Here is a 22,730-nt window from a genome sequence, read left to right as displayed (position 1 = left end):
AGCCCCCGCCGCCCCCGAAGGATGACCCGCCCGAGAAGCTACCCCCTGATGCCCCCGAATTTTCCGGTAGGTGATTGCTACCCGAGTAGAGGTGGGGCATGGTCGCGTAGAGGGGTAGCCAGGTGTTAAAGGTGGGGGCGTAGCGGGTGTAGGTCTCCTTGTTCTCTGCTTCTTGCTCGGCGAGCTCTGCCTCGCGCTGTTCGGGGTCTACCGGGGCGGTGCGGTTGGCGTAGCGATATTTGATGTAGTCACGGCGCATATCGTCGGGAATGCTCAGGCCGGGGTTTTCTTCTTTAGCCCTGCGCATCTCGTCCTCAGCAGCCCGCTTGATCTTGCGGTAGTCGCGGAAAACCCACCCGACGATAATTGCTGCAACAGCGCCCAGGGTTCCCAGGACGCCCCACAGAATCAGGTTGCTATCTGCGCTCTCGGTTTCTGTGGCGGCATAGATTTCGTCGATGGTGATCTCTAAACCGGCAGCGTAGTTGCCGTCGGTGAGGTAGGGGCCCAGGACGTCGTTGGCGATGGTTTCTGCCTCAGAATCGCTGATGTAGTCCCCGGCGCCGTCGGCAACCGCGATGAAGGTTTCACGGCCCGCCATATCGATGACCAGCACAGCCCCGTTATCTTTACCCTGATCACCGACGCCCCAGGCGTTGCCCAGGTCAGTGGCGTAATCGGGCAGGTCACCGGGGCTTTGGTCGGTGGTGTAGATAGCGAAGCGGGCGTGGTCGGTGCCCCGGTTTTTCTGGTCGATGAGGTCGTTGAGGGTGTTCTCTTCGGCGTCGGTGAGCAGGTTGGCGTCATCGCGAATGTTGCCGGACGCTGGCGCAGCAGGTAGGTCTGCTGCTTCAGCTGCCGTCATGGTCAGGGGTGCAAGGGCGAGGACGCCCGCTGCCGCTAGCGCGGGTAAGGCAGCGAGCCTGCGGGGCAGCTTCTTGTTCTGGATCTGGGGGCTTGTGACGTCGGTCTGAGGGTTCACGGCTACGTCCTTTCTGGCATCGGGTAGCAGGCTTCTTTACCCGCTCTTACCGCCAGCATAGCAAGCCTGCTGATAAAAGAACTCCCCCCGGCAGAATGAAATAAAGGAAAGACTCTTACCTCCTTGAACTCACCGACCAATCCCCGCATGACCCATCAAAGAGCAAGCCCTAAAGTTTTCAATCTGAACCAGGACTCCGCATCATAAACGCGGAATTACCACTGTTTGAAGATAACGAGCAAAATTCAAAGCCCCTGCTTTTCGAAGCATACTAGGCACGGTCGGTCGCACCAGAATTCCTACGTTCAAGATAGGCTTCTTGTTTTAGATATACCGAGTCAAGGGCCTCTGGGCGTATAAAGTGAGCCATCTGCATAAGAAAGTCATCAGCGCTCAAGGTGTCATAGGGCAGAACGCGCTCCCCCTGATAACTTTGACCAAAAGCTATCAGCTTAGAGTCATCGGTAATAAGAGCATCTGCGTTAGATGCAAGCACCGCCGCATGAACATGCGCATCATGCTCATCAGGGTAACCAGCAGGGACATTTACCTCAAACCCCTCCACGACATCTGTCACGCTAGCCATAATCTGCTGCATATAACGTTGCCTTACAGCATCATCATGGTGTGGATGTTGTTTACGCCAGTGGTAACCAAACTCGTCCAAGATACCCTGCGAAAGATAGACCTGATAAAAAAGATTGTTTGTTTCTATACAGGTGAGGAAAATCCAGTCTCTCAACGTCTTGCTCATGAATACATTGGTGTCGAGAACTATCCGATAGATATCGCTGCTCATACCACCCCATCCTAAAGATATGGGTAACACAAGCAGCGATATTTCTATTGTGTTTAGTCTGAAACTCCAAGCTCTTCGTCAAGTTTCAAGAGCTCTTCGAAGGCAACTTTCTGCTCGGCGGTTTTCGCAGCAAGTAGCTGCGCCCTGTAGGCATCAACATCAGCTGTGCGAACACGCCAGTGGGTACCTACCTGATGGGCCGGCATCTTTCCCTCACGAATAAGTTTCATGAGAGTCGGGCGAGATACACCAATGCGGCGGGCAGCCACAGTCGTAGTAAGGTCTTTGGGCACAGCAATCACTTGTGCATGCCCTCCCTGACTAATAATTGACAGAGTTGCTTTCAAAGCAGCGACCAGTTCCGCACCGAGCACTTCACTGGCCTCGCCAGATACAGTCAGCGACACAGACAGCATGGGTGACTTCTCAAGGCGGACAAGAAGGTTGTGGGCTTCCTGAGCCATAGCTTGGCTTGTTTCGATAGTCGCAGTATTTTTGAGAGCCTGCGCAGTCATAGTATTCCTCGATAACAGTGATTCTTCGCTTGATGCACCCTCAGACTATCGGATTAAGTGAAATAAGTGCAAGAGTTTTCATTTATTTCACTTATTACAAACTTCGCATCATTCATATCTAGAAGGTACTCAACCCCGTCGCCTCCTGGGCGCGGTAGGCTAGGGTTTGCAGGGTGGATTTCAGGACGCCCCCGCCTGCCTTGGCTGTGTAGGGCAGAGTGAAGGTGATTTGGGCACCGTCTATCGGTTCGTTATTCCAGATCAGGGACCAGTAGGCAGAGAACTCCTGGGCCGGTGCGGAGTCACCCGCAGCGCGCACCCGCAGACTGGTTTCTAGGTTGTAATTACAAATATTTCGGCGGGTGAAATTACCCGACCCACTCAGGAGCTCAAAGCCGCCAGAATCTGCCAGGGCGGGAGCGTCCGCCCTTCGGTAAACCGCCAGATACTTGGGATGAAACTGCTCGCCCCCTGTGGCGTACCAGCGCACCTGAACCCCGGCGCGTACCAGCTCTCGCGCAACGGGCAGGGCGGGCAGGCCGGTTTTTGTGCGACCGAAGGCGTCAATATTGAGGTCGAGCACCACCTGTACCGAAGCGCCACGGGCCGCAGCAGCTTTGAGCCCGGCAATGACAGCACGCTCCGATAGATAGAACATACCCAGGCAGATCCGGTCCCCCGCGCCGGCACCCGCCAGCAGCTCCAGCACCGCAGTGCGAATACCGCCCTCAGTCACCAACTGCACCTCAGACGCCTGCTCCAGATGCTCAACACCCCCAGCAAACCTTAGCCCTCGCAGGGAACGGGCAAGGTCGGGAGCAGAAAAGTCTAGAACCGCCAGCTCGCTGGCCAGCAGGTCACCCACTACAGCCCCGGTGACCCGCAGACCCAGGTTGGAGTTGGGCGCAGAGGCGTCGTGCGGATTGGCGGACGCCACCACAGCCTCAGCCTCAGACAGGGCCACCTTGCGGTGGTTGGCCTTGAAATTAAAAAGCCGGGCGTAGGCATTGGCAGAGACGCGCGGCCCGCCCGGTGCCAGGGCATTGGGCAGCACGGCGGGGAGCTCCGGCAGGTGCGCCAGGGCTGCCCGATAGAAGCCGGAGTAGGCGGGGTTAGAGTCGCGCAGGGCTTCTAGCCGGGTTTCAACCACCTGCACCCCGGCGGCCCGCAATCGCTCTAGATGAGGCAGGGGGTAGCTGCCGTAGAAGGTATTGATGGGGTCGGTAATGAGCACGATGGGCACCTCGGGGGCAGCTGCCCGCTTGACAAGAAGGGCCTCGGTGAGGCGCTGGGAGAGGGCCGGGTAGGTGCGCCCGCTGGAGCGGTCATAGTCGCTGTTGAAGAGGAACATATCGAGCACCAAGAAGCTTGTAGCCCGCTCAATGATCCCCTCAACAGCGGTGAAAATCTGCTGGTCAGACTGACTTTTGCCGTCGACCGTGTAGGTGAGGCCTGCCAGCATCTCTACCTGCCCGCTTCGCCAGGGCCCGGCAACGCCCAGGCCGACTGGCAGGGGTTTGTAGCGGTGATAGAGGGCGGACGCGGCTGCGGCAGCACCGCAGGCCAGGGCGGCAAAGGCGAGGGGGCGGGTTGGTGTGCTCATGTTTCTAATCTACCGAGACAGCTATTTCTTATCTCACACACCCACCGCTTGCCGATATTTTTTACAAGTGTAAACTTTACATCTGTAAGAAAAATTGTTGACAGAGGATACCCGCGATGACCCCCACCCTGGCACCCGCCGCAGAGGACGCACGCGCCGCCGACCCGCGTCCGGCCCGCTCCCGCGCAGCCCTCATCGACGCCGCCACCGAGGCCCTGGGCACCAGCGACCCCGGCAACCTCAGCATCACAACCCTGGTCAAGACCGCAGGGGTCAGTCGCCCCACCTTCTACCAGCACTTCACCGACGTGCACGAGCTCATTCACGCCGCAGCCCTCACCAAACTCAGCGCCGCCTTCGACACGTTACTGCCCGCCGACCCCACCGCGTCCGTCGCGGTCTTTACCAGCGAGGTCAGCACCAACCTGCTCAAGCAGCTGCAGATCAACGCGGATTTCTACCGCAACGTGCTGGCTATCTCGGGCAACTCCTCCCTGGTCGCCGAACTCATCGACTTCCTCAGCCACCGCTTTCTCAGCCGACCGGCCGTTGCCGAACGTTTCATCACCAAGAACCCCGACCTCACCAGCGACTACGCCCAGTTCGTTGCTGCCGGAGTTGCCTGGCTGGCCGTCCGCTGGCTGGCCACCGACTTCACCGGCGAGCACACCGCAGAAGCCACCGGCGAGCGCCTGGCCCAGATGATGCGGGCAGCTATCTCCTAGCCTGCCCCCTTGACTTTTACTGACCCTACGACCTGAAAGCAGGTGAAATCCCGTGCCCTCAACACGCGCTAAACGCCCGAAGCTCCACGACCGGTTCAGCCCCATGAAATATCTGGTTCTGCTGGCCGTTATTATCATTCCCTCTATCTACTCGGGTATTTTGACCTGGTCAAACTACGACCCTACGGGCACGATTGACGCCGTTCCGGCAGCGATTGTGAATGAGGATGCCCCGGCGACCACAGCCACCGGCAACACCCTTAACCTGGGTCAGCAGCTGACCGATGAGCTGCTGAGCAACGACAGCAAACAGAATTTTGACTGGTCGACCATGAGCGCCGATGAGGCTCAGACCAAGCTTGAAAACGGCGAGGTGCAGGCGGTGCTGACTATTCCCGCCGACTTCTCAGCGAATGTAGCCTCGGTATCTGAAAACAATGCGGCGGCAGCCCAGACCGCCAAACTGACCATCACCACCAACGACGGCTCCAACATCATCTCAGGTAATATCGCTAGCTCCCTGGGCACGGCGGTCACCGACACCCTGGCCAGCCAGGTGTCCATCGAGTACCTCAACAACATCTACGCAGGCTTCACCAATATTCATGACTCCCTGGGGCAGGCGGCGGACGGCGCCAGCCAGCTTGCCAACGGCTCCACCAGCGCCAAGGAAGGCTCCGAAGAGCTCGTGGTGGGCCTAACCGACCTCAAGTCGGGCACCGGCGAGTTGAGCTCCGGGGCAAGCACCCTCGCGGACGGTGCCACCCAGGTGAACGACGGCGCTAGCTCGCTGGCGTCCGGCTCAGCCTCCCTAGCCGATGGCGCTACTCAGGTGAACGACGGCGCGTCCTCCCTGACGTCCGGCGCAGCGGAACTGAACAGCGGCGCCACCTCGCTGGCGACCGGCGCTGATAGTGCCACCAGCGGTGCAGCCTCCCTCTCTGACGGTCTCAGCCAGATCAACTCCGCCGTATCTGCCCTACCCGAGCAGCTCCCCGCCCTGACCGAGGGCACCGGCTCCCTGGCGTCCGGCGCCTCTGACCTTGCCAGCGGTGCGCAGAGCCTTGAGGACGCCGCCGGGCAGCTCGCAAGCGGCGCCACCACCCTCTCGGATGGTGCGGACGCTGCCGTCACCGGCGCCCAGAATCTCGCCGACGGCGCGGAGCAACTGCACACCGCCACCGGCACCCTTGCCAGCGGCGCGCAGGGCATTTCGGCCAGCTCCCAGGCCCTCATCGATAACTGGGGCAACCTCACCGATGAGCAGAAACTTGCTGCCCTGCAGCAGCTCAATGCGGGGGCGTCCACCCTTGCCAGCGGTGCCGGGGCTGTAGACACAGCCGCCGGGCAGCTCGCTACCGGGGCAGATACCCTGGTGGGCACAGACTCAAGCGGCCTGACCAAGCTGGCTGCGGGGGCGTCCGCTCTCGACAGCGGGGCAGGTCAGCTGGCAAGCGGCGCGACTTCCCTCTCTAACGGGGCAGACGCCCTTAACCAGGGGGCTGCAACCCTCAACAGCAAGGCAGGCACCCTGTCCACCAGTCTGGGCTCCCTGGTCACCGCCATCTCCCAGGCCAATGACGGGGCAGCCTCACTCGCTTCGGGCACCAGCACTCTGGCCAGCGGCGCGTCCACCCTAGCGGACGGCGCCGGCTCCCTTTCATCGGGTGCGTCCACCCTGGCCGAGGGCACCAGCTCCCTGGCTAGCGGGTCTGCCACCCTCAACGACGGCGCCCAGACCCTCGCTGATGGAACCAGCAGCCTTTCATCGGGTGCCACCAGACTCGCCAGCGGAGCCGCAACCCTCGATGAGGGGGTAGGCTCAGCCGTGGACGGGGCCTCCTCCCTGACCAGCGGCCTGAACGAGCTAGAGGACGGCAACACCCAGCTAGCGACCTCTCTGGGGGACGCCGTGGGGCAGGTTCCTAGCTACACCACCGACCAGGCCAGCGAACTCAGCGCAGTCACCAGCGACCCCGTCACCATTGAGAAGACCCGCCTGAACGAGGTGCCCACCTACGGCCACGGCCTGGCCCCCTACTTCATGACCCTGGCCCTGTGGGTCGGTGCTATCGCCTACTTCATGATGTACCCGGCGATTTCCAGCAAGTTCGCCCGCGGCGGCCATTCCGGCCTACGGACCCTGCGCGGGGCCCTGGTGCCGGTACTGCTCATGGGTGTTCTGCAGGGCACGGTGATGTCTACCGTGATTCACTACTGGGTGGGCATTGAAGAGGTGAATTTCTGGGGCCTGACCGGCTTCGCCGTTCTGACCTCTATCACCTTCCTGGCTATCAACCAGGCCCTCATCGCCCTGCTGGATGCTCCCGGCCGTTTCATTTCGCTGATTCTGACCGTACTCCAGATTGGTGCGGCAGGCGGTACCTACCCGATTGAGACTGCCCCGCCCTTCCTGCAGGCCATCCATCCCTGGCTGCCGCTGACTCATGCCCTGGAGGCTTTCCGCTCCCTGATTGCCGGCGGTCCCATCGGCCTGACCTCGGGTATTGTCTGGCTGCTGGGCTGGATTGCCCTGGCTGTTGCGGGCACTGCCCTGAGCATCTGGATTCGCCACCGCCGCGAAGATAAGGCAGAGGCCGAACGTCAGGCCCGCCTGACCGCCCTGGCGAGCGCCTAGGCGAAGCAGCCAGTGCCCAAACGATAGGATAGAAGGAACCGCACCACTATCTTCCACCGTTGAAAGAGGAACCATGGGGTACTTTGAGTCCGTCCAGTCTGCCGCGCAGCTGCTCAAGCCGCTCACCGATGAGCGTATGTTGCAGGCTCTTGACCGCCTTGAGGTGGATTACGAGCTGGGCGATGACGGGGCCGCCGTGTTCCATTTTGAGCGGGGCTACTTCTACTACGCCCTCTCCAGTAACGCCAGCCGCGACCTGCTGAGCGTGCGCGGCAGCTACCGGGGTACCTTCCCCCTCGAAGCGCTGCCCGCCCTCAACAAGTTCACCAACGCCTGGAACCAGCAGAACCTCTTTCCCAAGGTCTTCCCCTACCGGGTTGAAGAGGAGAGGCAGGGCTTTGTGGTGCTACCGGTTGAGCTGAGCATGGTCTACGCGGGCGGGGTGGCGGACGCCCAGCTTGATGAGCACCTGCGCGCTGCCCTGCAGACTTCGCTGGAGTACTTCGAAACCGTGGCCTCCACCTTCGGCGGGGAGGAATAGCCTTGTCGCAGCGTTTTAAAGTTGATTTGGGCGGCCTGGTTGAGCTGCTGTCGAAGAACCTGTATTCGGGCCCGCAGGTTTACCTGCGTGAGGCGATTCAGAACGGGGTTGACGCTATTACTGCCCGCCGGGAGCAGGATGCCGATGCCCCCGCCCGGGTACTCCTGGAGCCTTGGGAGGACGGCACCGGCATCACCATCACCGACACCGGCGTGGGTCTGACTGCCGAGCAGGCCGAGGAGTTTCTGGCGACGATTGGCCGTACCTCTAAGCGCGATGAGGTCTTTAACGAGGGTCGCACCGAGTTTTTGGGTCAGTTCGGTATTGGCCTGCTGGCCTGTTTTTTGATTGCCGATACTGTTGAGGTCACCTCTCAGAGCGTACTGCCGGGGGCTGCCCCGGTGCGCTGGCTGGGCCATGCGGACGGCACCTTTGAGGTGCTTCAGCTAGCCAGCGGTGAGGACGCCGCCGGGCAGCTTCCCGAGGTCGGCACAACGATTCGCCTGAAGGCGCGGGCGGACGCCGCCCACTGGGTTGCCGAGGAGACGGTGGTGACGCTGACGAGCGACTACGCCGATATGCTGCCGGTTGAGGTGGCGGTTCGGGTGACGGCTGCCGGCCAGCGGATTTGGCGTCGTATTTCCCTGCCTGCTCTGCCCTGGGCGAGGGGGGAGGGCGAGCACCAGCCCAACCAGCACGAACGAGCCCTGGCCCTGACTAACTACGCAGAGAAGACCCTAAGCTTCACTCCCCTGGCCGCTCTTGAGCTCAACGTGCCCGCCACCGGCACGACCGGTGTGGCCTATGTGCTGCCGCAGGCGGTCTCACCGGGCTCAGGCCGCCACCGCGTCTACGTGAAGAACATGCTGGTGAACGCCCGCGAAGACACCCTGTTACCCGATTGGGCTTTCTTCGTGCGGGCCGTGGTGAACTCGGAGTCCCTGACCCCAACGGCCTCCCGCGAGCAGCTGCGCGAGGACGAGATTCTTCTGCTCACCCGCGAGGCGATCGGTGAGCAGCTCAAGACCTGGATTACCGCTACCCTCTCTGAACCCAGTGCCCTGCGCGACCGCTTTGTCGAAACCCATTCTCTGGCCCTGCGGGCAGTGGCTCTGGCTAGCGACGACATGCTCGATGTGGTGGCGTCCTCCCTGCCCTTTGAGACCACCGGTGGTATCGCTACGCTCGCCCAGGTCATTGAGGAGACCGGGCAGGTGCTCTACACCCCCACCACCGAGGCCTACCGCCGGGTGGCTCCGGTGGCGCGAGCTCAGGGGCTGTGGGTGGTCAACGGTGGCTACGTCTACGACGCCGACCTACTGGCTAAACTGGCTGACCGTCCCCGCTGGAAGGTTACCAAGCTGACCAGCAAGGACATCACCCAGACACTGGCAGCCGTTGAGATGGAACGGGAGTTCGAGGTGCTGCGCGGCTTAGAGCGCGCCCGGGCCGTGCTCGCAGCCCAGGACTGCGGCGTCCTACTGCGTACCTTTGACCCCGCTGAGGTACCCGCGGTGCTGCTGCGCGATGCGGATGCCGAACGCGCCCGCGACCTGGCCCAGGAGGCCGAGGACGCCGGCGGCGTCTGGGGTGGGCTGCTCGGCTCCTTTACCGAGGCGACAACCGAGCCGACCCGCACCCTGGTGCTCAACGACGCCAACGAAAATACCCGCCGCCTGCTGCACCAGCCAGAGCACGCGTCCTTTGAACCGGGCCTGACAACCCTCTACCTCTCAGCCCTCATGCTCGCCGGTGAGGGCCTACGCGGGGCCGAAACCAACCTGCTCAGCGACAGCCTGGCCCAACTGCTCGAAGCCGCCCTGCGCCAGCCCTAAACTAGCTACCAACAAGGGAGAAAACTGTGTGGTCAACCCACGAAGCCGCCCAGAAAATTGCCGCGACCCGCGACCTGCCCTACGGTAGCGCCCGCACCGCCGCCATGGAGTACATCACCCGCACTCTTGAACGGGAAGGCCCTGAATCTATGCTGCCCGAGGCTTACCTCAACCTGGTGGAGGCCTATGTTTTTGGGCAGCCGACCCCGGCATCCTTTGCGGTGTTCTCTAAGCTGCTGCGCCTCTACGATGCCCACCCCGAGCACTTTGACGAGTTCACCGCCCGCACCCTCTTCTGGCAGTTCAAGTGGATTATTGGCGACATGACCGCCTACCCGCAGATCTCTAAGGCGCAGGCGCGCGAGCTGCTCGATGAGATGCGCCGCCGCTACCGCCTGGCGGGCATGGGCGAGATGGCCCCCGACCGGGCCGAGTACATGTGGGCTGCCCATATCGGTGAGGACGAGGCCGCCGAGACCTGGCGCGCCCGGTGGCTTGCGCACGGTGAGGACGAGATGGACTGCGGCTCCTGCAGGCACGGCGAGATTCTGCGCGACCACGTGACCGACGGGGAGTTTGAGGCGGCTATCCGTATGGGTGCCCCCACTGAAGATTTGTGTAACCGGGAGCCTGCTGCCTCCCACCGGCAGCTGGCCCTTGCCTACCTGCACTTGGAGGACGGCGACGCGGCCGGCCGGCACCTGCTGCGGGCTGCGGCTAACCGCGACCAGTATGATCCGGACGACCTGGGGGTTGAGTTTGAGGTGCTGGCCCGCGGCCAGAACCTTCAGGCGGCCTTTGACCTGCTCGCTGACCACGGCAAACGTGCCCTTGACCTGGCGGGGGACCCCGGCGATAACCGCAACTTCCTGCGCTATATCGTCGCTGGCCTGGCCTGGGCTTTAGAGGACCACGGGGGTATGTCCACAGGCCTGCGGCCTGCCGGTCAGGTCGAACGGGCGACCCTGCGGGAGCTTTACGACTGGGTGCTGGCCGAATCCCGGCCGCTGGCTCAGGCCTTTGACCGCAGGGCGGGTAACACCCGGTTCTCGGAGTCCCTGGAGGCCGCCACCGAGTTGCCCGCCCTGGTACCCATTGTGCTGCCTACGGGGGCGGACGGGGTTGGTTCGGCTAGTTCGGACGGTAACGCGGAAGGGGCTACTCCCCTATCCTTTACCCCGGTGGAGTCCTCCCTGGCGGTGGCCCGCGAGCATGAGGCCGCAGGGGCTTCCCTTGAGGCGGGTCTGGCCTACGCCGAGGCTGCTTTCTTGGTACTGGCTGGTGGGCCTGTCACGGGGGCGCAGGCGCTTGAGGCCCACGGGTTCTTTGAGAAGGCCTGGCCCCTGCTGGCGGACGGCGGTGCCGCCCCTGCCCTGCTGGCCGAGGTAGTGCGCGTGTGGGCGCCGGTTGCCGAACGGGTAAATGACCTTGAAGCCCTTCGTACCCCAGTCAATGAGCTACAGGAGCTGGCCCGACAGGCGGCCCACCCCGACCTTCTGACTGTGATGCAGGCTCAAGATCTCGCTGCCCGCCTTTCGTTGGCGGCCGGTGACTCTGCGAGCCAGCAGCTCGTGGATGAGCTGGTTGAGACCTACCGCGAGAACGAGTCTCTGGAGCGGGCAGCCCGCCTGCTGGTGGTTGCCGCTGAAGCTGCGGCTGGCGCCGGGCAGAGTGAGCTGGCGATTGGCCGCTATGAGTTGGCGGCGGAGTTTTTTGAGCCTTTGAGGCTGAAAAAGTCCCGTGCTGCTGCCCTGGACGCCTGCATTGAGCTGCTGCGCGCCACCGGTCAGGAGCACCGCGTCGAAGCCCTACTGGCTGAGCTCGTGGAGCCCTAACACTGATCTACCACCGAATAACCTGACTGAAGAACTACTAGCAGGGTTCTACCATATCTCTCAACCATCAGGTTATTTGCACTATTTGATATGTACTGGGCACCCCTTATGAGCAAGCCTCTTTCTGAGCCTAAATTTTATTTTAGCGATAAATTTTTACGTCTTGACTTTCCCAAATATTTCCATCTATTTTATTGATGAAAACTTGTCCCTCATAATCATATTCCACTAAAGGAAAATAGATAGTATCTATAGTGTAATCCCAAAATTCAATAACCTGTTTAGGATGGACAGCAAGGTATTCATCCGCATAAAGGTCAGCTTCCCCTCCCAACTTACGATGGGGGAAAACCCCAAGATGTGAGGGGCATTGGGGCTACCTTCCACCAAGAGAATGTAACCATCATGGCCAATTTCTCCGGGAGAGACATCAGAATCTATCCCTTCCTGAGAGTAAGGGTTTGCCGATATTTTTTCCCGTATTGCTCCCATCTGCCCCATGGTCTGGGGGTAAAGATTATAGAGCCTGGTTCTTTTAGGTGCGCAGATAATCCAGGGGGCTACAAATTTTTCCGTCTCACGATAGGCCTGACAGTATTTCTCTGCCTTCTGGTAGCTGGAATATACAGCGGCAACTGATACATCCCCAAAAGGGATGTGCAAAACTATGTAGATAAAATCTGAAATATCAGTAGCCGCAGTTTTCATCTTTTTTCGCCGTCTGCACAACAGTTCTTATGGTCTTTCCATTAATAGTCACTTCACCATAGGTTATTTGTTGAAATTTTGACTTATTAGAGTTTTTACACAACCATTCCAAATCTTGAAGGCGCTTAATCCGCTGCACTTCAACAACATTATCTACAGCAGAGGCATCTGGCATTCGAACACCAAAAACCAGAAGAATAGCTATAAAAAGATTGAAAAAAATTTTTCATTTGAACTCACCAACTTTCCCACTGGCAAATAATAAATCTTCATCACGAGCTTTACCAGACATATCACGCATAACTTCTTCCACCCGCTTAGCCTGTTCAAGACTCAATGTTTTTTGAGCAACAAGCCAACCAACACCCAAAATTTCAAACTGGCTACGCACATCGTTGCACCATGATTCAGTTGAAAGTTTGGAATCATTTGAACAAGCAAGTAAAAAATATACTGAGAAGGAAAGTTAAGCCTCCCTAAGCTACCCACGCCCCGCTGCGGGCGCGCAGACCCAGGGTGAGGGCGCGGGCGCCCATGTACCACAGGGCATAGGAGCACCAAAGCAGCAGGTAGGCCAGAGTGGGGCCATCGAGCAGCCCACCCCAGCCCCAGGAGGTGCCCCCGGCAAGCGGGGCGGGAGCGTCCGCACCGGCACCGAACCAGAAATACAGCCCGGCCAGCACCGGCAGGTAGGCCACCAGGGTAAAAAGCCCAGCCAGGCCCAGGTAGCGCACGTCCTGGGCACCGATCAGCACGCCGTCCAGAATGAAAACGTAGGCAGCCAGAGGCTGACCCACCGCCAGCACCAGCAGCGACAGGGCAAAGAGGCGCTGCACCTCGGGGTCGGAAGTAAACACCCAAGCCAGGCCAAACCCGACCGCCGGGCAGACCAGAGCCGTGACCAGACCAAAGGCCAGACTCCACCGCACCAGGCGGTTTTTGAGCTGAACCACTGCGCCCTGCCCCTGCCGGGTGGAAAGGTCCTGCGCGCCCATCTCCTTACCCAGCAGGGTCTGGGCGGCAATGGCCAGAGCATCCAGGGCAAAAGCCAGCAAGTTAAAGAAGGCCATGGTCAGCTGGTAGGCGGCCAGGTTTTTCTCCCCCTGGCTGGTCACCACAAAGACCGTAGCCAGCAGGGCAATCCGCAGGCAGGCCGCCCGCACCATCAGCCAAGCCCCCACCCGAAAGACAGCGGCCAGTCCGGCGCGGTCGGGCAGCCAGCCGGGCGTCCGCGTCCGCGCAACCACCGCGTAGGTCAGCGCCAGGGCCATGCCCCACTGCACCACCGCCGTCGCCACCGCCGAGCCAGCCACACCCCAGCCTGCCGGGTAGACTAGGGCCCAGCTCAGCGGCACGTTGAGGGCAGCGCCAGCGGTAGCAACGTAGAGGGGAGTTTTGGCGTCCTGAAGACCGCGCAGGGCACCGGTCGCCGCCAGCACCAGGAGCATGCCGGGCAGGCCCGCCAGGGAAGGCAACAGGTAGGCGGTGGCGTGGGTCAGGACGTCCCCGCCCGCCCCCAGCGCACGCAGCAGGGGGTCGGCGGTCAGCGCCAGCAGCACCGCGAAGAAAAGGCCCAGGCCAGCAGCAACCCACAGGCTGTTGCGGGCAGCAGCAAAAGCGCTGGGGGTATCCCCGGCTCCCACGGCCCGGGCCACCGCCGGGGTGGTGGAGTAGGCTAGAAAAACCATGAAGCCCACCAGGGTTTGCACCACGGTTGAGCCCAGCGTCAGGCCAGCCAGTGGGGCGCTGCCCAGGTGGCCCACGATGGCAGAATCGGCCAGCACCAGCAGGGGCTCAGCGATGAGGGCACCAAAAGCGGGCACCGCCAGGGCAAGAATCTGGCGGTTGAGCGAAGGCTGCCGGGGTGAAGAAGACGGTGTGGAGGGCATAAAACCACCCTACCGGCATCCGTATGGGTAAGCGAAACCTTCATCTGTGTGTGCAAAGAACGCGCAGATGAAGGTTTCGGTTACTTTCAAGAACCTAGCTGGCCTGGGCTTCTGCCTCGACCACGTAGGCGTCGCTGACCTCAACCCCGGTGTAGAGCTTGAACTGTTCAGCAGCCTGCAAGGCGATGACCTCGCCGCCGGTAATCACTTCCTTGCCCGCAGTCCGTCCGGCCCGAATCAGCGGGGTTTCAACGGGCATGGCGACCACATCAAAGACCACCTGGGCGGCCTCAATCGCGGGAGCGGGGTAGGCCAGGGTGTCGACCTCGGGGCCGCCCTCCATGCCGATGGGGGTGACGTTCACGATGACGGGGGCGGTCAGCTCGCCCACCTCAGCGGCCCAGGTGTAGCCGTAACGCTCGGCCAGGGCCCGACCCGCCTCTTCGTTGCGGGCGATGATGGTACCGGTGCGGAAGCCCGCGTCATAGAAAGCTCCAACCACAGCCGCCGCCATACCGCCCGAGCCGCGCAGCAGGAAGGGCAGGGCGGGGTCTACCCGGTGGGAGGCCAGCAGGGAGGCCACCGCAATCACGTCGGTGTTGTAGGCCTTGAGGTAGCCATCTGTGTTCACAATGGTGTTCACCGCGCCGATGACCTCAGCAGAGTAGTCCATCTCGTTGACCAGGGGAATTACCGCCTGCTTGAAGGGCATGGACACCGAGCACCCGCGAATGCCCAGGGCCCGCACGCCACCGATAGCGGCCTCAATGTCGGTGGTGGTCATGGCCTTATAGAGAAAGTCCAGGCCAAACTTTTCGTAGAGGTAGTTGTGGAACTTAATGCCGTGGTTTGAGGGGCGGCCCGAGAGGGAGATACAGACGGTGGTGTCGCGGTTCAGGGGCGGACAGCCAGGCGCGGCGGGTGAGCTAGTCATAGGGTGTTTTCCTTGGTGAGGGTTCGAGCCGGGCTCTTCACAGCGGGGCTAACCCGGCCTGACCCTTTCACCCTACCACCGGCGTCCGCGCGGGTGGCCCGCTAGGGCCGGGTCATGGTGTAGGTTTTACGGCCCGCAAACTCGTCAGAACGGGCGATAGTGAAGCCTTCTTTTTCATAGAAACGAATCGCGCGGGCGTTAGTGGAGAGCACCTCAAGTTCAGCGGGGCCGGGGTCGAGCACCTCGCCCAGCAGGGCCTGGGCAACTCCCGTGCCGAAGGCCTCGGGCAGCAGGTAGAGCATTTCAAGTTTTTGTACCTCGTAGGGCATCTGGGAGGCGAAGGCCAGACCCAGTAGCTTGCCCGCGGCGTCCTTTTCTACCGCCACCAGGGCGCGGCGGTGCTGGCCCAGCTGCTGCTGAATATCTTCACCGGTGCCGCCGGTGGAATCTAGCCACTCTGCGAATCCGGTGGCGCGGGCGTCCAGCTGCTCTTCCTGCTTGGCGAACATTTCGAGGGTAAATGTGCCTGCGTAGGCGTGACGCCAGGACGTCATACGCAGCTCTTCCCACGCTCTGGCCTCTGCGGGCACAGGTGGGCGGATCTCAAAATTCATTATTCTCCTTGGGCCCTGCCGCTGCGAGCGAGTGGGGGGGAGGCAAGGCGTAGAGTCATGATACAGCACCGACCTGCAAAATCTTCAGGTTTTAAATAGACAGGTAGTAGATGTAGTCGTGGGCAATTTCAGTGTCGGTGAGCTGGAAGGTGCGCTCACCCACCCGGGTGAATCCCATCTTTTCATAGAAGGCCTGGGCGCGGTGGTTGAGCTGATGGGTGCCAAGGTGCAGGCCGTCTTTACCGTCGGCGCGGGCAGCGGCGATAGCAGCGTCCATGAGCTCCCTAGCCAGACCGGTTCCGCGGGTTTCGGCGGAGAGGTAGAACTTGCTCAGATAGGCGGCCTTGCCGGGGATTTCGGCGGGCTGGGGTGCCTCGTGGTCGATGCCGAAATAGGCGATGATGTCGCCCGCTTCGTTGACGGCCAGGGTGAAGCTGTAGGCGCCGGTTTCGATGTAGCGGGTGAAGGACGCCTCATCTAGGTTTTCGCTCACAAAGGCCGCAACGAACTCGCGGGGAACCACGGACGGGGCAGCATCAGGAAAGTGGGCGCTGGCAAAAGCTGAGAGGGCGGGCACGTCGGCAAGGACGGCCGGGCGCAGGATGTGGGGCATAGCTATTCTTTCTCGTAGCCGCGGAGTTTATTGAGGGCGCGGCGTTCATTTTTGGTGGGGCGGCCTGCGCCCCGGTCGCGGCGGGGTAGGGCGCCGCTGGTGAGGTAGGCGGGTTTGGGGGCTGAGATGTCCTCGTAGCAGGTGACGGCTACGGGGGAGCCGACGCGCTTGGAAATGGTTTTTCGCACGATGAGTACGCGCTCCCAGCCGGGGTAGCGCACGGTGACGGTGTCGCCGGGTTTGATTTTCTGGGAGGGCTTGGCGTGCTCGCTGTTGATGCGCACGTGCCCAGCTTTGACCTCGGTGGACGCCAGTGAGCGGGTTTTGAACACGCGCACCGACCAAAGCCAGGCGTCGATGCGCACAGGTGGCTGTGGCTCTGCGGGAGCTGAGTCTGCGGGTGAAGTCATGTATCTAGGCTACCCAATGAGCAGGCGAAGCCCCGACCCGCGCTGGCGTACACTTATGCCCATGACTAGCCCTACCGCACCCGTTATTCCTGCCGATTCCTGCTCCCTGCCGGTTGATGAGAACCTACCGGGTACCGCTGCCCGCGAGACGCTCTGGGTTCTGCTGGAGCACCCCGGTGGCTGGGGCCGCGATATTCTCGATGGAACCGTCTTTGGGGCAGAACTCTCAGCCGCCCTTAAAGAGAAGATGGCGCAGGCGAGTGCCCGCCTGCTGTTGATTCGACAGCCCGGTCGTGAGGGGCAGAAGGTTAAGGACGCCGGCGCCCGCCGCCGCGCCTTCCTTGCGGTTACCGGGGGTAGGGATTTTTCACCCGCCCGGCTCTACTCTTTTGAGGTAACAGGCGCGGAGGATTTGCTCTCCCTCCCCCTCGAAACCCCCGAAAATATACCCGGTGCGGTTGTTTCACGTGAAACACTGACCCTTGTCTGCACCCACTCCAAGCGCGACCGCTGCTGCGCGGTACGGGGCCGGCCCATTGCGTCCTTTGTATCCGAACAACTCGCAGACGGCAGCGTCTGGGAGTGCTCCCACACCGGCGGGCACCGCTTCGCCCCGGTCGCTATCAGCCTCCCCACCGGCTACGCCTACGGGCGTCTGACCTTCGAACAGGCCCTGACCTTAGCCCAGGGTGCCCGGCAGGGCCGGGTAGAACTCACAGGGCTGCGCGGGCGCTCCTCCTACTCCCCCATCGAGCAGGTAGCCGAGGTAGCCGTCCGTGCCCTCCTCGCGGACGCCGGTGAGCAGGTAGGCCCCAACGACCTAAACCCCGGTGAAATGACCGCCACCGAACCCGACCTACACGCCGCCCATATCGCCCACCGCGACGGCCGTTTCTGGGTCGTGACCGCCCGCCGCATCGAGCTAGCGCCGCGGCCGGCGTCCTGCGGTAAGGACGCCGGCCCCGCCTTCAGCTGGGAGGTCGTCAGCCTGCCCCCCGGCATGGCAGCCTAACTTTTATCCAACCCCGGGAAGCACACAGGCGGATCTGCTCACGCAGACCCGCCTGGTGGTGTCTGCCCCGGTTTAAAGATTCAGGGGCCGAATCTCGAAATTTTAAACTACGCCGGTTGCGCCCACCAGGAAGGCGCCAGCCGAAGCGAAGGCAGCAGACCAGAGTGAGGGGATGTCTTCATCGTCGATGCCCAGCTCAAAGTGCAGGTGGGTCTTGAGGGCGTTCTTCTCGGTCATCTCGATAGCCGAGGTGCTAGCGGTAGCACCGGCAACACCCACTACGGTAGTGGCCACGGAAACGATGCCGTCGTTAGCGCCCAGAACAGCTGCGCGCAGGCGGTTAAGTTTTTCCTGGTAGACACCCGCCCATGTCGTGGGCTTCACCGGTGTGGGAGTGAGGGCCGGCAGCTGCAGGGGCTACTTCGTTCGGTTGGTCCGTCATGCTTTCACTCTAGACCTACGCTCGGGCACTTTCCAGCAAGCGCACAGTTACCCCCGGCCCGGAGGAGCTTAACCGCTAGTTGAGGCTAGACTGAGCTACCTAGAGGCGGTCGATAAACTCGCCGATGGCCCGGTAGGTGGCGGTGCGGGCGGGTTCGGGTGAGAGGACAAGGTCGTGGGTTCCACCGTCGATGACGCGGCTGGTGACATCCTTACCCAAGCCTAGACCCCAGCGGCGGATTCCCTGCACGTTGAGCACAGCGTCGAAGTCGTGGCGATCGGTGGGGTTTGTGAGTTTGCCGGAGCGGGCCGAGGTTAGCAGCAGAATGGGGGCCTGGATATCGAGGCCGCGCTGTAGCTGCCGGTGGGCCCGGCGCACAGCCGCCAGCCAGCCCGCGTAGACGGGTGGGAAGTTGAGGGTCTTCCAGTCGGTGTTGAACTGCCAGGTGCCCGCGTGCTCAGCGTGCAGGGAGCGGGCGTAGGCGTCCTCCTGCTCCTTCTGCACGATGGCGCGCGGCTTGAAGCGCGCGAGCGTCGCCACCGACCCGGTCATGAGGGCACGCTCAAGAGGGTTGTTGAAGTGGTCGAGCCAGGGTGAGTTGAGGACGACGGCGGCCAGCTCAAGTGGGGCGATTCGGCTGGCCCAGAGGGAGGCGATGAGGCCACCGGTGGAGTGGGCCATAAGAATGACCTGCTGGTGGCCGTCGCGGCCGGTGATGAGCTGCCAGGCGGCGGTGAGGTCTTCGAAGTAGTCGTCGAGGTTTTCGGTGTAGAAGGGGGTCTGCTCCGGCAGCAGGGAGCGCCCGTATTTGCGCAGGTCAAGGGCGTAGAAGTCGTGGCCGCGGGCTGCCCACCAGTCGCCGAGGTCCTTCTGGAAGAAGTAGTCCACAAAGCCGTGCAGGTAGAGCACGGCGGGCTGTGCCGCCCCGCCCTTCCTCTGCGCGGACACCGGTAGCTGGGGAGCTGCGTCCGCACCGCCGGCATCTGCGGGTCGGTGGACGAGGGTGGCAACGATGGGGCCTTCTGCGTCGCGGCCCAGGTCGATGGTTTCGGCGGTGTAGGGGGCGCCGAGAATGTCTGGCTGTGTCATGGCTCCCAGTCTACGCCCGCGTAGGCGGTATTGGCGCCCTGGTGACCACCTACGGTGTGGGTGAGCTTTCCGCTATTAACGCAACGGCCGGTTCCTATGCCGACCTGGGATGAAGAAACCCACGAAGACATCGACGTGGACGCCCCGCTGACCCAGGACGTCCTCTGGTCTCTGCTCTCCCGCGAGCTGTCCCCGGGCAACATTGTGGTGGCCGACCAGGGCACTTCCTTCTTCGGCATGGCCTCCCGCTGCTTCCCCGAGAATTCCATGTTTATCGGCCAGCCCCTGTGCGGTTCAATCGGCTATACCTTGTCGGCCATGCTGGGGGCTTCCATTGCAGACCGGGGTGCGCGCGGCGTCCTGCTCATTGGCGACGGCTCGGCCCAGCTGACCTTCCAGAAAATCAGCACCATGCTGGAGCAGAAGACCAACCCGGTGGTAGTTCTCATTAACAATGACGGGTACACGGTAGTGCGCGCCATTCACGGCCCCACCCAGCCCTACAACGATATTCGCCGCTATAACTGGCAGCTGATCCCGGCGGCCCTGGGCGCGACCGAGGACGACGTGCTCATGCTGCGCTCACCCGCGCTAACTCCTAAAAAGCACCCAACCCCACGAGCTGCGGCGGGCGTCTGCGCAGTTTCGTGACAAGGCGTGGGGTTGGGGATTACCTTGCAAAAGCGACCTAGCTCTTCGCCGCCACCTTCTTACGGGCCAGGGGCCACAGGGCCAGCATGGCTACGGTGACGATGAGCGAGGTGTAGACCTGGGTGCGGCCAGATTCGCTGCCCAGCATCACGCTCAGCACGAAGAGAATGCCCACGATGAGCACGATGTTGAGCCAGGGGAAGAGCCACATCTTGAGCTTGAGCCCAGCAACTTCTTCGGGGGTCATTGTGCGGCGCATGTTCCACTGGGTCAGGGCGATAAAGACGTAGACGAAGAGGGCGACCAAGCCCGCCGAGTTCATGATGAACTCGAAGATACCCGAGTTGGGGGCGGCAAAGTTCACGATGGAGGCAATGACGCCGCCGATGGTGGATGCCAGCAGGGCGTAGACGGGCACGCCGCGGCGGGATTTCTTGGCCAGCAGGTCGGGGCCGAAGCCCTGCTGGGAGAGGGCTGCCGCCATGCGGGAGGCAGAGTACAGGCCGGAGTTCAGCACCGAGATAACGGCGGTGAAGATAACCAGCTGCATAATGACCGAGGCCCCGGGCACACCCAGGCATTCGAAGACCAGGGTGAAGGGGGCGACCGACACGTTGGTGGGTTCGGGTAGCTCGTCCCAGGGAATCACCATGCAGATTACGGCGATAGCGCCAACGAAGAAGAGCAGGATGCGCCAGATAACGGTTGAGGATGCCTGGCGGATACCCTTGGCGGGGTCTTCCGATTCGGCCGCTGCCATGACGGCAATTTCGGTACCGAAGTAGGAGAAGATGACCAGGGCGACGCCGGTGAGGGCGACGCCGTAGCCGTTGGGGGCGAAGCCGCCGTGGCTCCACAGGTAGTTGACGGTGTTGGTGGAGTCGGGCCACAGGCCAAGGGCGAAGAGCAGGCCGGCGGACAAGAAGACCACGATGGCAATCACTTTGATGGAGGCCAGCCAGAATTCGACTTCACCGAAGGTGCGCACAGAGATGAGGTTGGTGCCCACAAAGATGGCGAGAAGGACGAGGGAGGCGGCCCAGGCGGGCACGCCGGGGAACCAGCCCGCGATGGTTTCACCACCGAGTACCGCCTCATAGGCGAGCACGCCGACCCAGAAGTACCAGTAGAGCCAGCCGACCAGGTAGGCGGCCCAGTTGCCCAGGCCTACGCGGGCGTATTCCATGAAGGAGCCGATGGCGGGCCGGGCAGCGGCCATTTCGCCCAGCATGCGCATGGCGAGGAAGACCAGCAGGCCGCCGATGAGGTAGGAGATGAGGGCGGCGGGGCCGACGGAGCGAATCACGTTACCGGAGCCCACGAAGAGGGAGGCGCCGATAATGCCGCCGAGGGTAATCATGGTGACGTGGCGGGGGCGAAGTTTGCGTACGGTGGCGTCCCCGGCGATGGGTGGGGCGGTGTGCTGGTTGACTCGCATGCCGACGGAGGTCTCGGGCGAGACCGCGTCGTCGTAGGGTGAGTGGGGTTGTGTCATGTGTTTTCCTAGGGGTGCGCGCTGGGTGCGCTGCGTCCTTGCAACGTATGTTTATTGTACGGCGCTACTTTTGTACGAAGTAGAGGCGCTTGTTGACGAATTCGTCCATGCCATAAGGGCCGAGTTCGCGGCCGTAAACAGAGAGGCTAATCTTCAAAGAACCAGAAATTTTTCAATGAGAGCCTTGACCTCTCCTAAAAAATTATTAGAATCTCGCAGTAGGAGTAATCCTTCTTCAAGTCAAATTGGGTTCATCCCATGGTCTAGAAAATTTCTAGATTCCAAACAGGAGGTTATTTATCATGAGAGTTTTTCTCAAATCCTTACTATCACTTTTATTTTCACTATGCCTGGCAATTCCGCTACTGAACACCCCTGCCCACGCGCAACCTATTGACGACCCTTCAGCCGTCTTGATGCCAGCAAAAGATAAAACGCTGGAGCAAGATTTAGTCCAAAAAACGCTACAAGCTTTACATAGCGGAGATATTCAAACAAAATCCAAAGAGAGCGATTTTAAAACTAGTGAAATTACGGTTCTTCAAGTCGGCACAGAGAAGAAATTTTACAGTGTAACCGTGCCCATCACCGGCGAGTCAACAAGCGAGCTGAGCGGCCTTACTATTGTATATGATTCAGAATTTAATGTTCAAGACTCAACGGAGACCATTGTTTACAAAAACCCAGAAGCAAACACAACTGTTTCCTCATATAGAGACGGAATTTTACGCTCAAGTGTTGCAACAGATGTAAAATTCACCGACCTTGAAAATGATTTAAATAGAACTCACCCTGAATTGCTGAAGAAAAACCAGATTTCCCCTCAAGGCTGGGGAGAAAAAATTGGTTGTGTAGCAGCAACCCTTGGCGTAACCGCAGCTGTTGCAAAGATTATTGTGGCCATGTGTGGAACTTCATGTGCAGCGGCAGCGACCGGGGTGGGTGCCGCGATTTGCGCCGCGTGCATCACAGGAATAGTTGGAATAGGTGGAATTTCAGTCACAGCCATTGCTCACTGCTTTACCTTATAAAATCATGTTTAGTAACGCAGAGGCATCCCGGCGGGCATTAGCAGCCTTCTCATCTTTTCTGATTTTTATAATTTCTTCCATCGCAGCAGTGATAGTAATTATATTTTCAGATTTTCAAGGAACAGCTCGACTAGCAAATTTAATAATACCTGCAATATCTACCTATTTACTGATAGATACAGTAATAAATTATAGAAAATTCCTTAATGCCAATAATTAAAAAAATAAGCCCTGCCCCACTTTGAACTGCTCCCCATAAGTTGGACTACTAAAAAACAGTCACCAACTAATGGGGAGCATCTCCTATGCGAGCACGAAGCTCACTCACCCAACACCAACGAGAACAACTCATCCACCTCTTCCAACAAG

21 protein-coding genes and 1 pseudogene are annotated in these 22,730 nt (G+C 60.8%); 8 read left to right on the top strand and 14 right to left on the bottom strand.

Annotated features, from left to right (window positions below; all coding sequences use genetic code 11):
* The 4 genes from E4U03_RS10365 to E4U03_RS10350 all read right to left on the bottom strand — a co-directional run.
* A partial coding sequence (locus E4U03_RS10365; protein ID WP_135013611.1) for a TPM domain-containing protein occupies positions 1–982 on the bottom strand: 982 nt, incomplete at its 3' end.
* A 271-nt stretch (positions 983–1,253) separates the two neighbouring features.
* Positions 1,254–1,781 carry a putative toxin-antitoxin system toxin component, PIN family gene (locus E4U03_RS10360; protein WP_135013609.1) on the bottom strand — a complete coding sequence of 176 codons (528 nt, stop codon included), beginning with the start codon at positions 1,779–1,781 and terminating at the stop codon, positions 1,254–1,256.
* A gap of 53 nt (positions 1,782–1,834) precedes the next feature.
* A complete protein-coding gene (locus tag E4U03_RS10355; RefSeq protein WP_135013608.1) occupies positions 1,835–2,296 on the bottom strand; it encodes a helix-turn-helix domain-containing protein in 462 nt (153 codons plus the stop codon).
* Between the two features lie 118 nt (positions 2,297–2,414).
* On the bottom strand, positions 2,415–3,899 hold the full coding sequence (locus tag E4U03_RS10350; protein ID WP_135013606.1) for a phospholipase D-like domain-containing protein: 1,485 nt from the start codon (positions 3,897–3,899) through the stop codon (positions 2,415–2,417).
* Positions 3,900–4,015: 116 nt separating this feature from the next.
* On the opposite strand from E4U03_RS10350, the gene E4U03_RS10345 reads away from it, so the two are divergent.
* From E4U03_RS10345 to E4U03_RS10325, 5 genes are all read left to right on the top strand, one after another.
* The gene (locus E4U03_RS10345; RefSeq protein ID WP_135013604.1) at positions 4,016–4,624 is read left to right on the top strand and encodes a TetR/AcrR family transcriptional regulator; all 609 of its coding nucleotides are present in this window, start codon (positions 4,016–4,018) and stop codon (positions 4,622–4,624) included.
* Between the two features lie 52 nt (positions 4,625–4,676).
* A complete protein-coding gene (locus tag E4U03_RS10340) occupies positions 4,677–7,262 on the top strand; it encodes a YhgE/Pip domain-containing protein (RefSeq protein WP_135013602.1) in 2,586 nt (861 codons plus the stop codon).
* Positions 7,263–7,335: 73 nt separating this feature from the next.
* Positions 7,336–7,803: a YbjN domain-containing protein gene (locus E4U03_RS10335; protein ID WP_135013600.1), complete on the top strand. Its 468-nt coding sequence runs from the start codon at positions 7,336–7,338 to the stop codon at positions 7,801–7,803.
* A gap of 2 nt (positions 7,804–7,805) precedes the next feature.
* Positions 7,806–9,638 (top strand): HSP90 family protein, encoded by a 1,833-nt coding sequence (locus E4U03_RS10330; protein WP_135013598.1) that lies wholly within the window; start codon positions 7,806–7,808, stop codon positions 9,636–9,638.
* A gap of 26 nt (positions 9,639–9,664) precedes the next feature.
* On the top strand, positions 9,665–11,473 hold the full coding sequence (locus tag E4U03_RS10325) for a hypothetical protein (RefSeq protein ID WP_135013596.1): 1,809 nt from the start codon (positions 9,665–9,667) through the stop codon (positions 11,471–11,473).
* Positions 11,474–11,722: 249 nt separating this feature from the next.
* On the opposite strand, the gene E4U03_RS10320 is transcribed toward E4U03_RS10325, so the two are convergent.
* The 7 genes from E4U03_RS10320 to E4U03_RS10290 all read right to left on the bottom strand — a co-directional run bounded on the left by E4U03_RS10320 (position 11,723) and on the right by E4U03_RS10290 (position 16,641).
* Complete coding sequence (locus E4U03_RS10320) at positions 11,723–12,181, bottom strand: hypothetical protein (protein WP_135013594.1); 459 nt, start codon at positions 12,179–12,181, stop codon at positions 11,723–11,725.
* A gap of 226 nt (positions 12,182–12,407) precedes the next feature.
* Positions 12,408–12,572, bottom strand: coding sequence for a hypothetical protein (locus E4U03_RS12920; RefSeq protein WP_167752400.1), 165 nt, complete (start codon positions 12,570–12,572; stop codon positions 12,408–12,410).
* 85 nt (positions 12,573–12,657) lie between these two features.
* Positions 12,658–14,070 carry an MATE family efflux transporter gene (locus E4U03_RS10310; RefSeq protein WP_135013590.1) on the bottom strand — a complete coding sequence of 471 codons (1,413 nt, stop codon included), beginning with the start codon at positions 14,068–14,070 and terminating at the stop codon, positions 12,658–12,660.
* Positions 14,071–14,164: 94 nt separating this feature from the next.
* Positions 14,165–15,004, bottom strand: a complete 840-nt coding sequence (locus E4U03_RS10305) for a shikimate 5-dehydrogenase (protein ID WP_135013588.1) — start codon at positions 15,002–15,004, stop codon at positions 14,165–14,167.
* A gap of 101 nt (positions 15,005–15,105) precedes the next feature.
* Entirely contained in the window at positions 15,106–15,618 is a 513-nt protein-coding gene (locus E4U03_RS10300; RefSeq protein WP_135013586.1) for a GNAT family N-acetyltransferase, read from the bottom strand.
* Between the two features lie 91 nt (positions 15,619–15,709).
* A complete protein-coding gene (locus tag E4U03_RS10295) occupies positions 15,710–16,231 on the bottom strand; it encodes a GNAT family N-acetyltransferase (protein WP_135013584.1) in 522 nt (173 codons plus the stop codon).
* A gap of 2 nt (positions 16,232–16,233) precedes the next feature.
* Complete coding sequence (locus E4U03_RS10290) at positions 16,234–16,641, bottom strand: RNA-binding S4 domain-containing protein (RefSeq protein WP_135013582.1); 408 nt, start codon at positions 16,639–16,641, stop codon at positions 16,234–16,236.
* A 61-nt stretch (positions 16,642–16,702) separates the two neighbouring features.
* Between E4U03_RS10290 and E4U03_RS10285 the strand changes: the two genes are divergently transcribed.
* The gene (locus E4U03_RS10285; protein ID WP_135013580.1) at positions 16,703–17,653 is read left to right on the top strand and encodes a sucrase ferredoxin; all 951 of its coding nucleotides are present in this window, start codon (positions 16,703–16,705) and stop codon (positions 17,651–17,653) included.
* 117 nt (positions 17,654–17,770) lie between these two features.
* Here the strand turns inward: E4U03_RS10285 and E4U03_RS10280 are convergent.
* Positions 17,771–18,037, bottom strand: a pseudogene (locus E4U03_RS10280) (hypothetical protein); the annotation flags it as partial.
* 157 nt (positions 18,038–18,194) lie between these two features.
* Positions 18,195–19,184: an alpha/beta hydrolase gene (locus tag E4U03_RS10275; RefSeq protein ID WP_135013578.1), complete on the bottom strand. Its 990-nt coding sequence runs from the start codon at positions 19,182–19,184 to the stop codon at positions 18,195–18,197.
* Positions 19,185–19,280: 96 nt separating this feature from the next.
* On the opposite strand from E4U03_RS10275, the gene E4U03_RS10265 reads away from it, so the two are divergent.
* Positions 19,281–19,835, top strand: a complete 555-nt coding sequence (locus E4U03_RS10265) for a thiamine pyrophosphate-dependent enzyme (RefSeq protein WP_135013576.1) — start codon at positions 19,281–19,283, stop codon at positions 19,833–19,835.
* Positions 19,836–19,872: 37 nt separating this feature from the next.
* On the opposite strand, the gene E4U03_RS10260 is transcribed toward E4U03_RS10265, so the two are convergent.
* Positions 19,873–21,330 carry an amino acid permease gene (locus E4U03_RS10260; protein ID WP_228066179.1) on the bottom strand — a complete coding sequence of 486 codons (1,458 nt, stop codon included), beginning with the start codon at positions 21,328–21,330 and terminating at the stop codon, positions 19,873–19,875.
* 302 nt (positions 21,331–21,632) lie between these two features.
* Between E4U03_RS10260 and E4U03_RS10255 the strand changes: the two genes are divergently transcribed.
* Positions 21,633–22,361 carry a hypothetical protein gene (locus E4U03_RS10255; protein WP_135013574.1) on the top strand — a complete coding sequence of 243 codons (729 nt, stop codon included), beginning with the start codon at positions 21,633–21,635 and terminating at the stop codon, positions 22,359–22,361.
* Positions 22,362–22,730: the final 369 nt, after the last annotated feature.

Source organism: Rothia nasimurium, assembly GCF_004569295.1.
In the GTDB taxonomy this organism is placed as follows: Bacteria; Actinomycetota; Actinomycetes; order Actinomycetales; family Micrococcaceae; genus Rothia; species Rothia nasimurium_B.
Note: the sequence above shows the minus strand (reverse complement) of the source record. Positions and strands in the feature narration are given on the sequence as shown.

Coding starts and splice junctions, on each gene's coding strand:
- E4U03_RS10360 (WP_135013609.1), bottom strand. CDS start 1,781: ATGAGCAGCGATATCTATCGGATAGTTCTCGACACCAATGTATTCATG.
- E4U03_RS10355 (WP_135013608.1), bottom strand. CDS start 2,296: ATGACTGCGCAGGCTCTCAAAAATACTGCGACTATCGAAACAAGCCAA.
- E4U03_RS10350 (WP_135013606.1), bottom strand. CDS start 3,899: ATGAGCACACCAACCCGCCCCCTCGCCTTTGCCGCCCTGGCCTGCGGT.
- E4U03_RS10345 (WP_135013604.1), top strand. CDS start 4,016: ATGACCCCCACCCTGGCACCCGCCGCAGAGGACGCACGCGCCGCCGAC.
- E4U03_RS10335 (WP_135013600.1), top strand. CDS start 7,336: ATGGGGTACTTTGAGTCCGTCCAGTCTGCCGCGCAGCTGCTCAAGCCG.
- E4U03_RS10320 (WP_135013594.1), bottom strand. CDS start 12,181: ATGAAAACTGCGGCTACTGATATTTCAGATTTTATCTACATAGTTTTG.
- E4U03_RS10310 (WP_135013590.1), bottom strand. CDS start 14,070: ATGCCCTCCACACCGTCTTCTTCACCCCGGCAGCCTTCGCTCAACCGC.
- E4U03_RS10305 (WP_135013588.1), bottom strand. CDS start 15,004: ATGACTAGCTCACCCGCCGCGCCTGGCTGTCCGCCCCTGAACCGCGAC.
- E4U03_RS10300 (WP_135013586.1), bottom strand. CDS start 15,618: ATGAATTTTGAGATCCGCCCACCTGTGCCCGCAGAGGCCAGAGCGTGG.
- E4U03_RS10295 (WP_135013584.1), bottom strand. CDS start 16,231: ATGCCCCACATCCTGCGCCCGGCCGTCCTTGCCGACGTGCCCGCCCTC.
- E4U03_RS10290 (WP_135013582.1), bottom strand. CDS start 16,641: ATGACTTCACCCGCAGACTCAGCTCCCGCAGAGCCACAGCCACCTGTG.
- E4U03_RS10285 (WP_135013580.1), top strand. CDS start 16,703: ATGACTAGCCCTACCGCACCCGTTATTCCTGCCGATTCCTGCTCCCTG.
- E4U03_RS10275 (WP_135013578.1), bottom strand. CDS start 19,184: ATGACACAGCCAGACATTCTCGGCGCCCCCTACACCGCCGAAACCATC.
- E4U03_RS10265 (WP_135013576.1), top strand. CDS start 19,281: ATGCCGACCTGGGATGAAGAAACCCACGAAGACATCGACGTGGACGCC.
- E4U03_RS10260 (WP_228066179.1), bottom strand. CDS start 21,330: ATGACACAACCCCACTCACCCTACGACGACGCGGTCTCGCCCGAGACC.
- E4U03_RS10255 (WP_135013574.1), top strand. CDS start 21,633: ATGAGAGTTTTTCTCAAATCCTTACTATCACTTTTATTTTCACTATGC.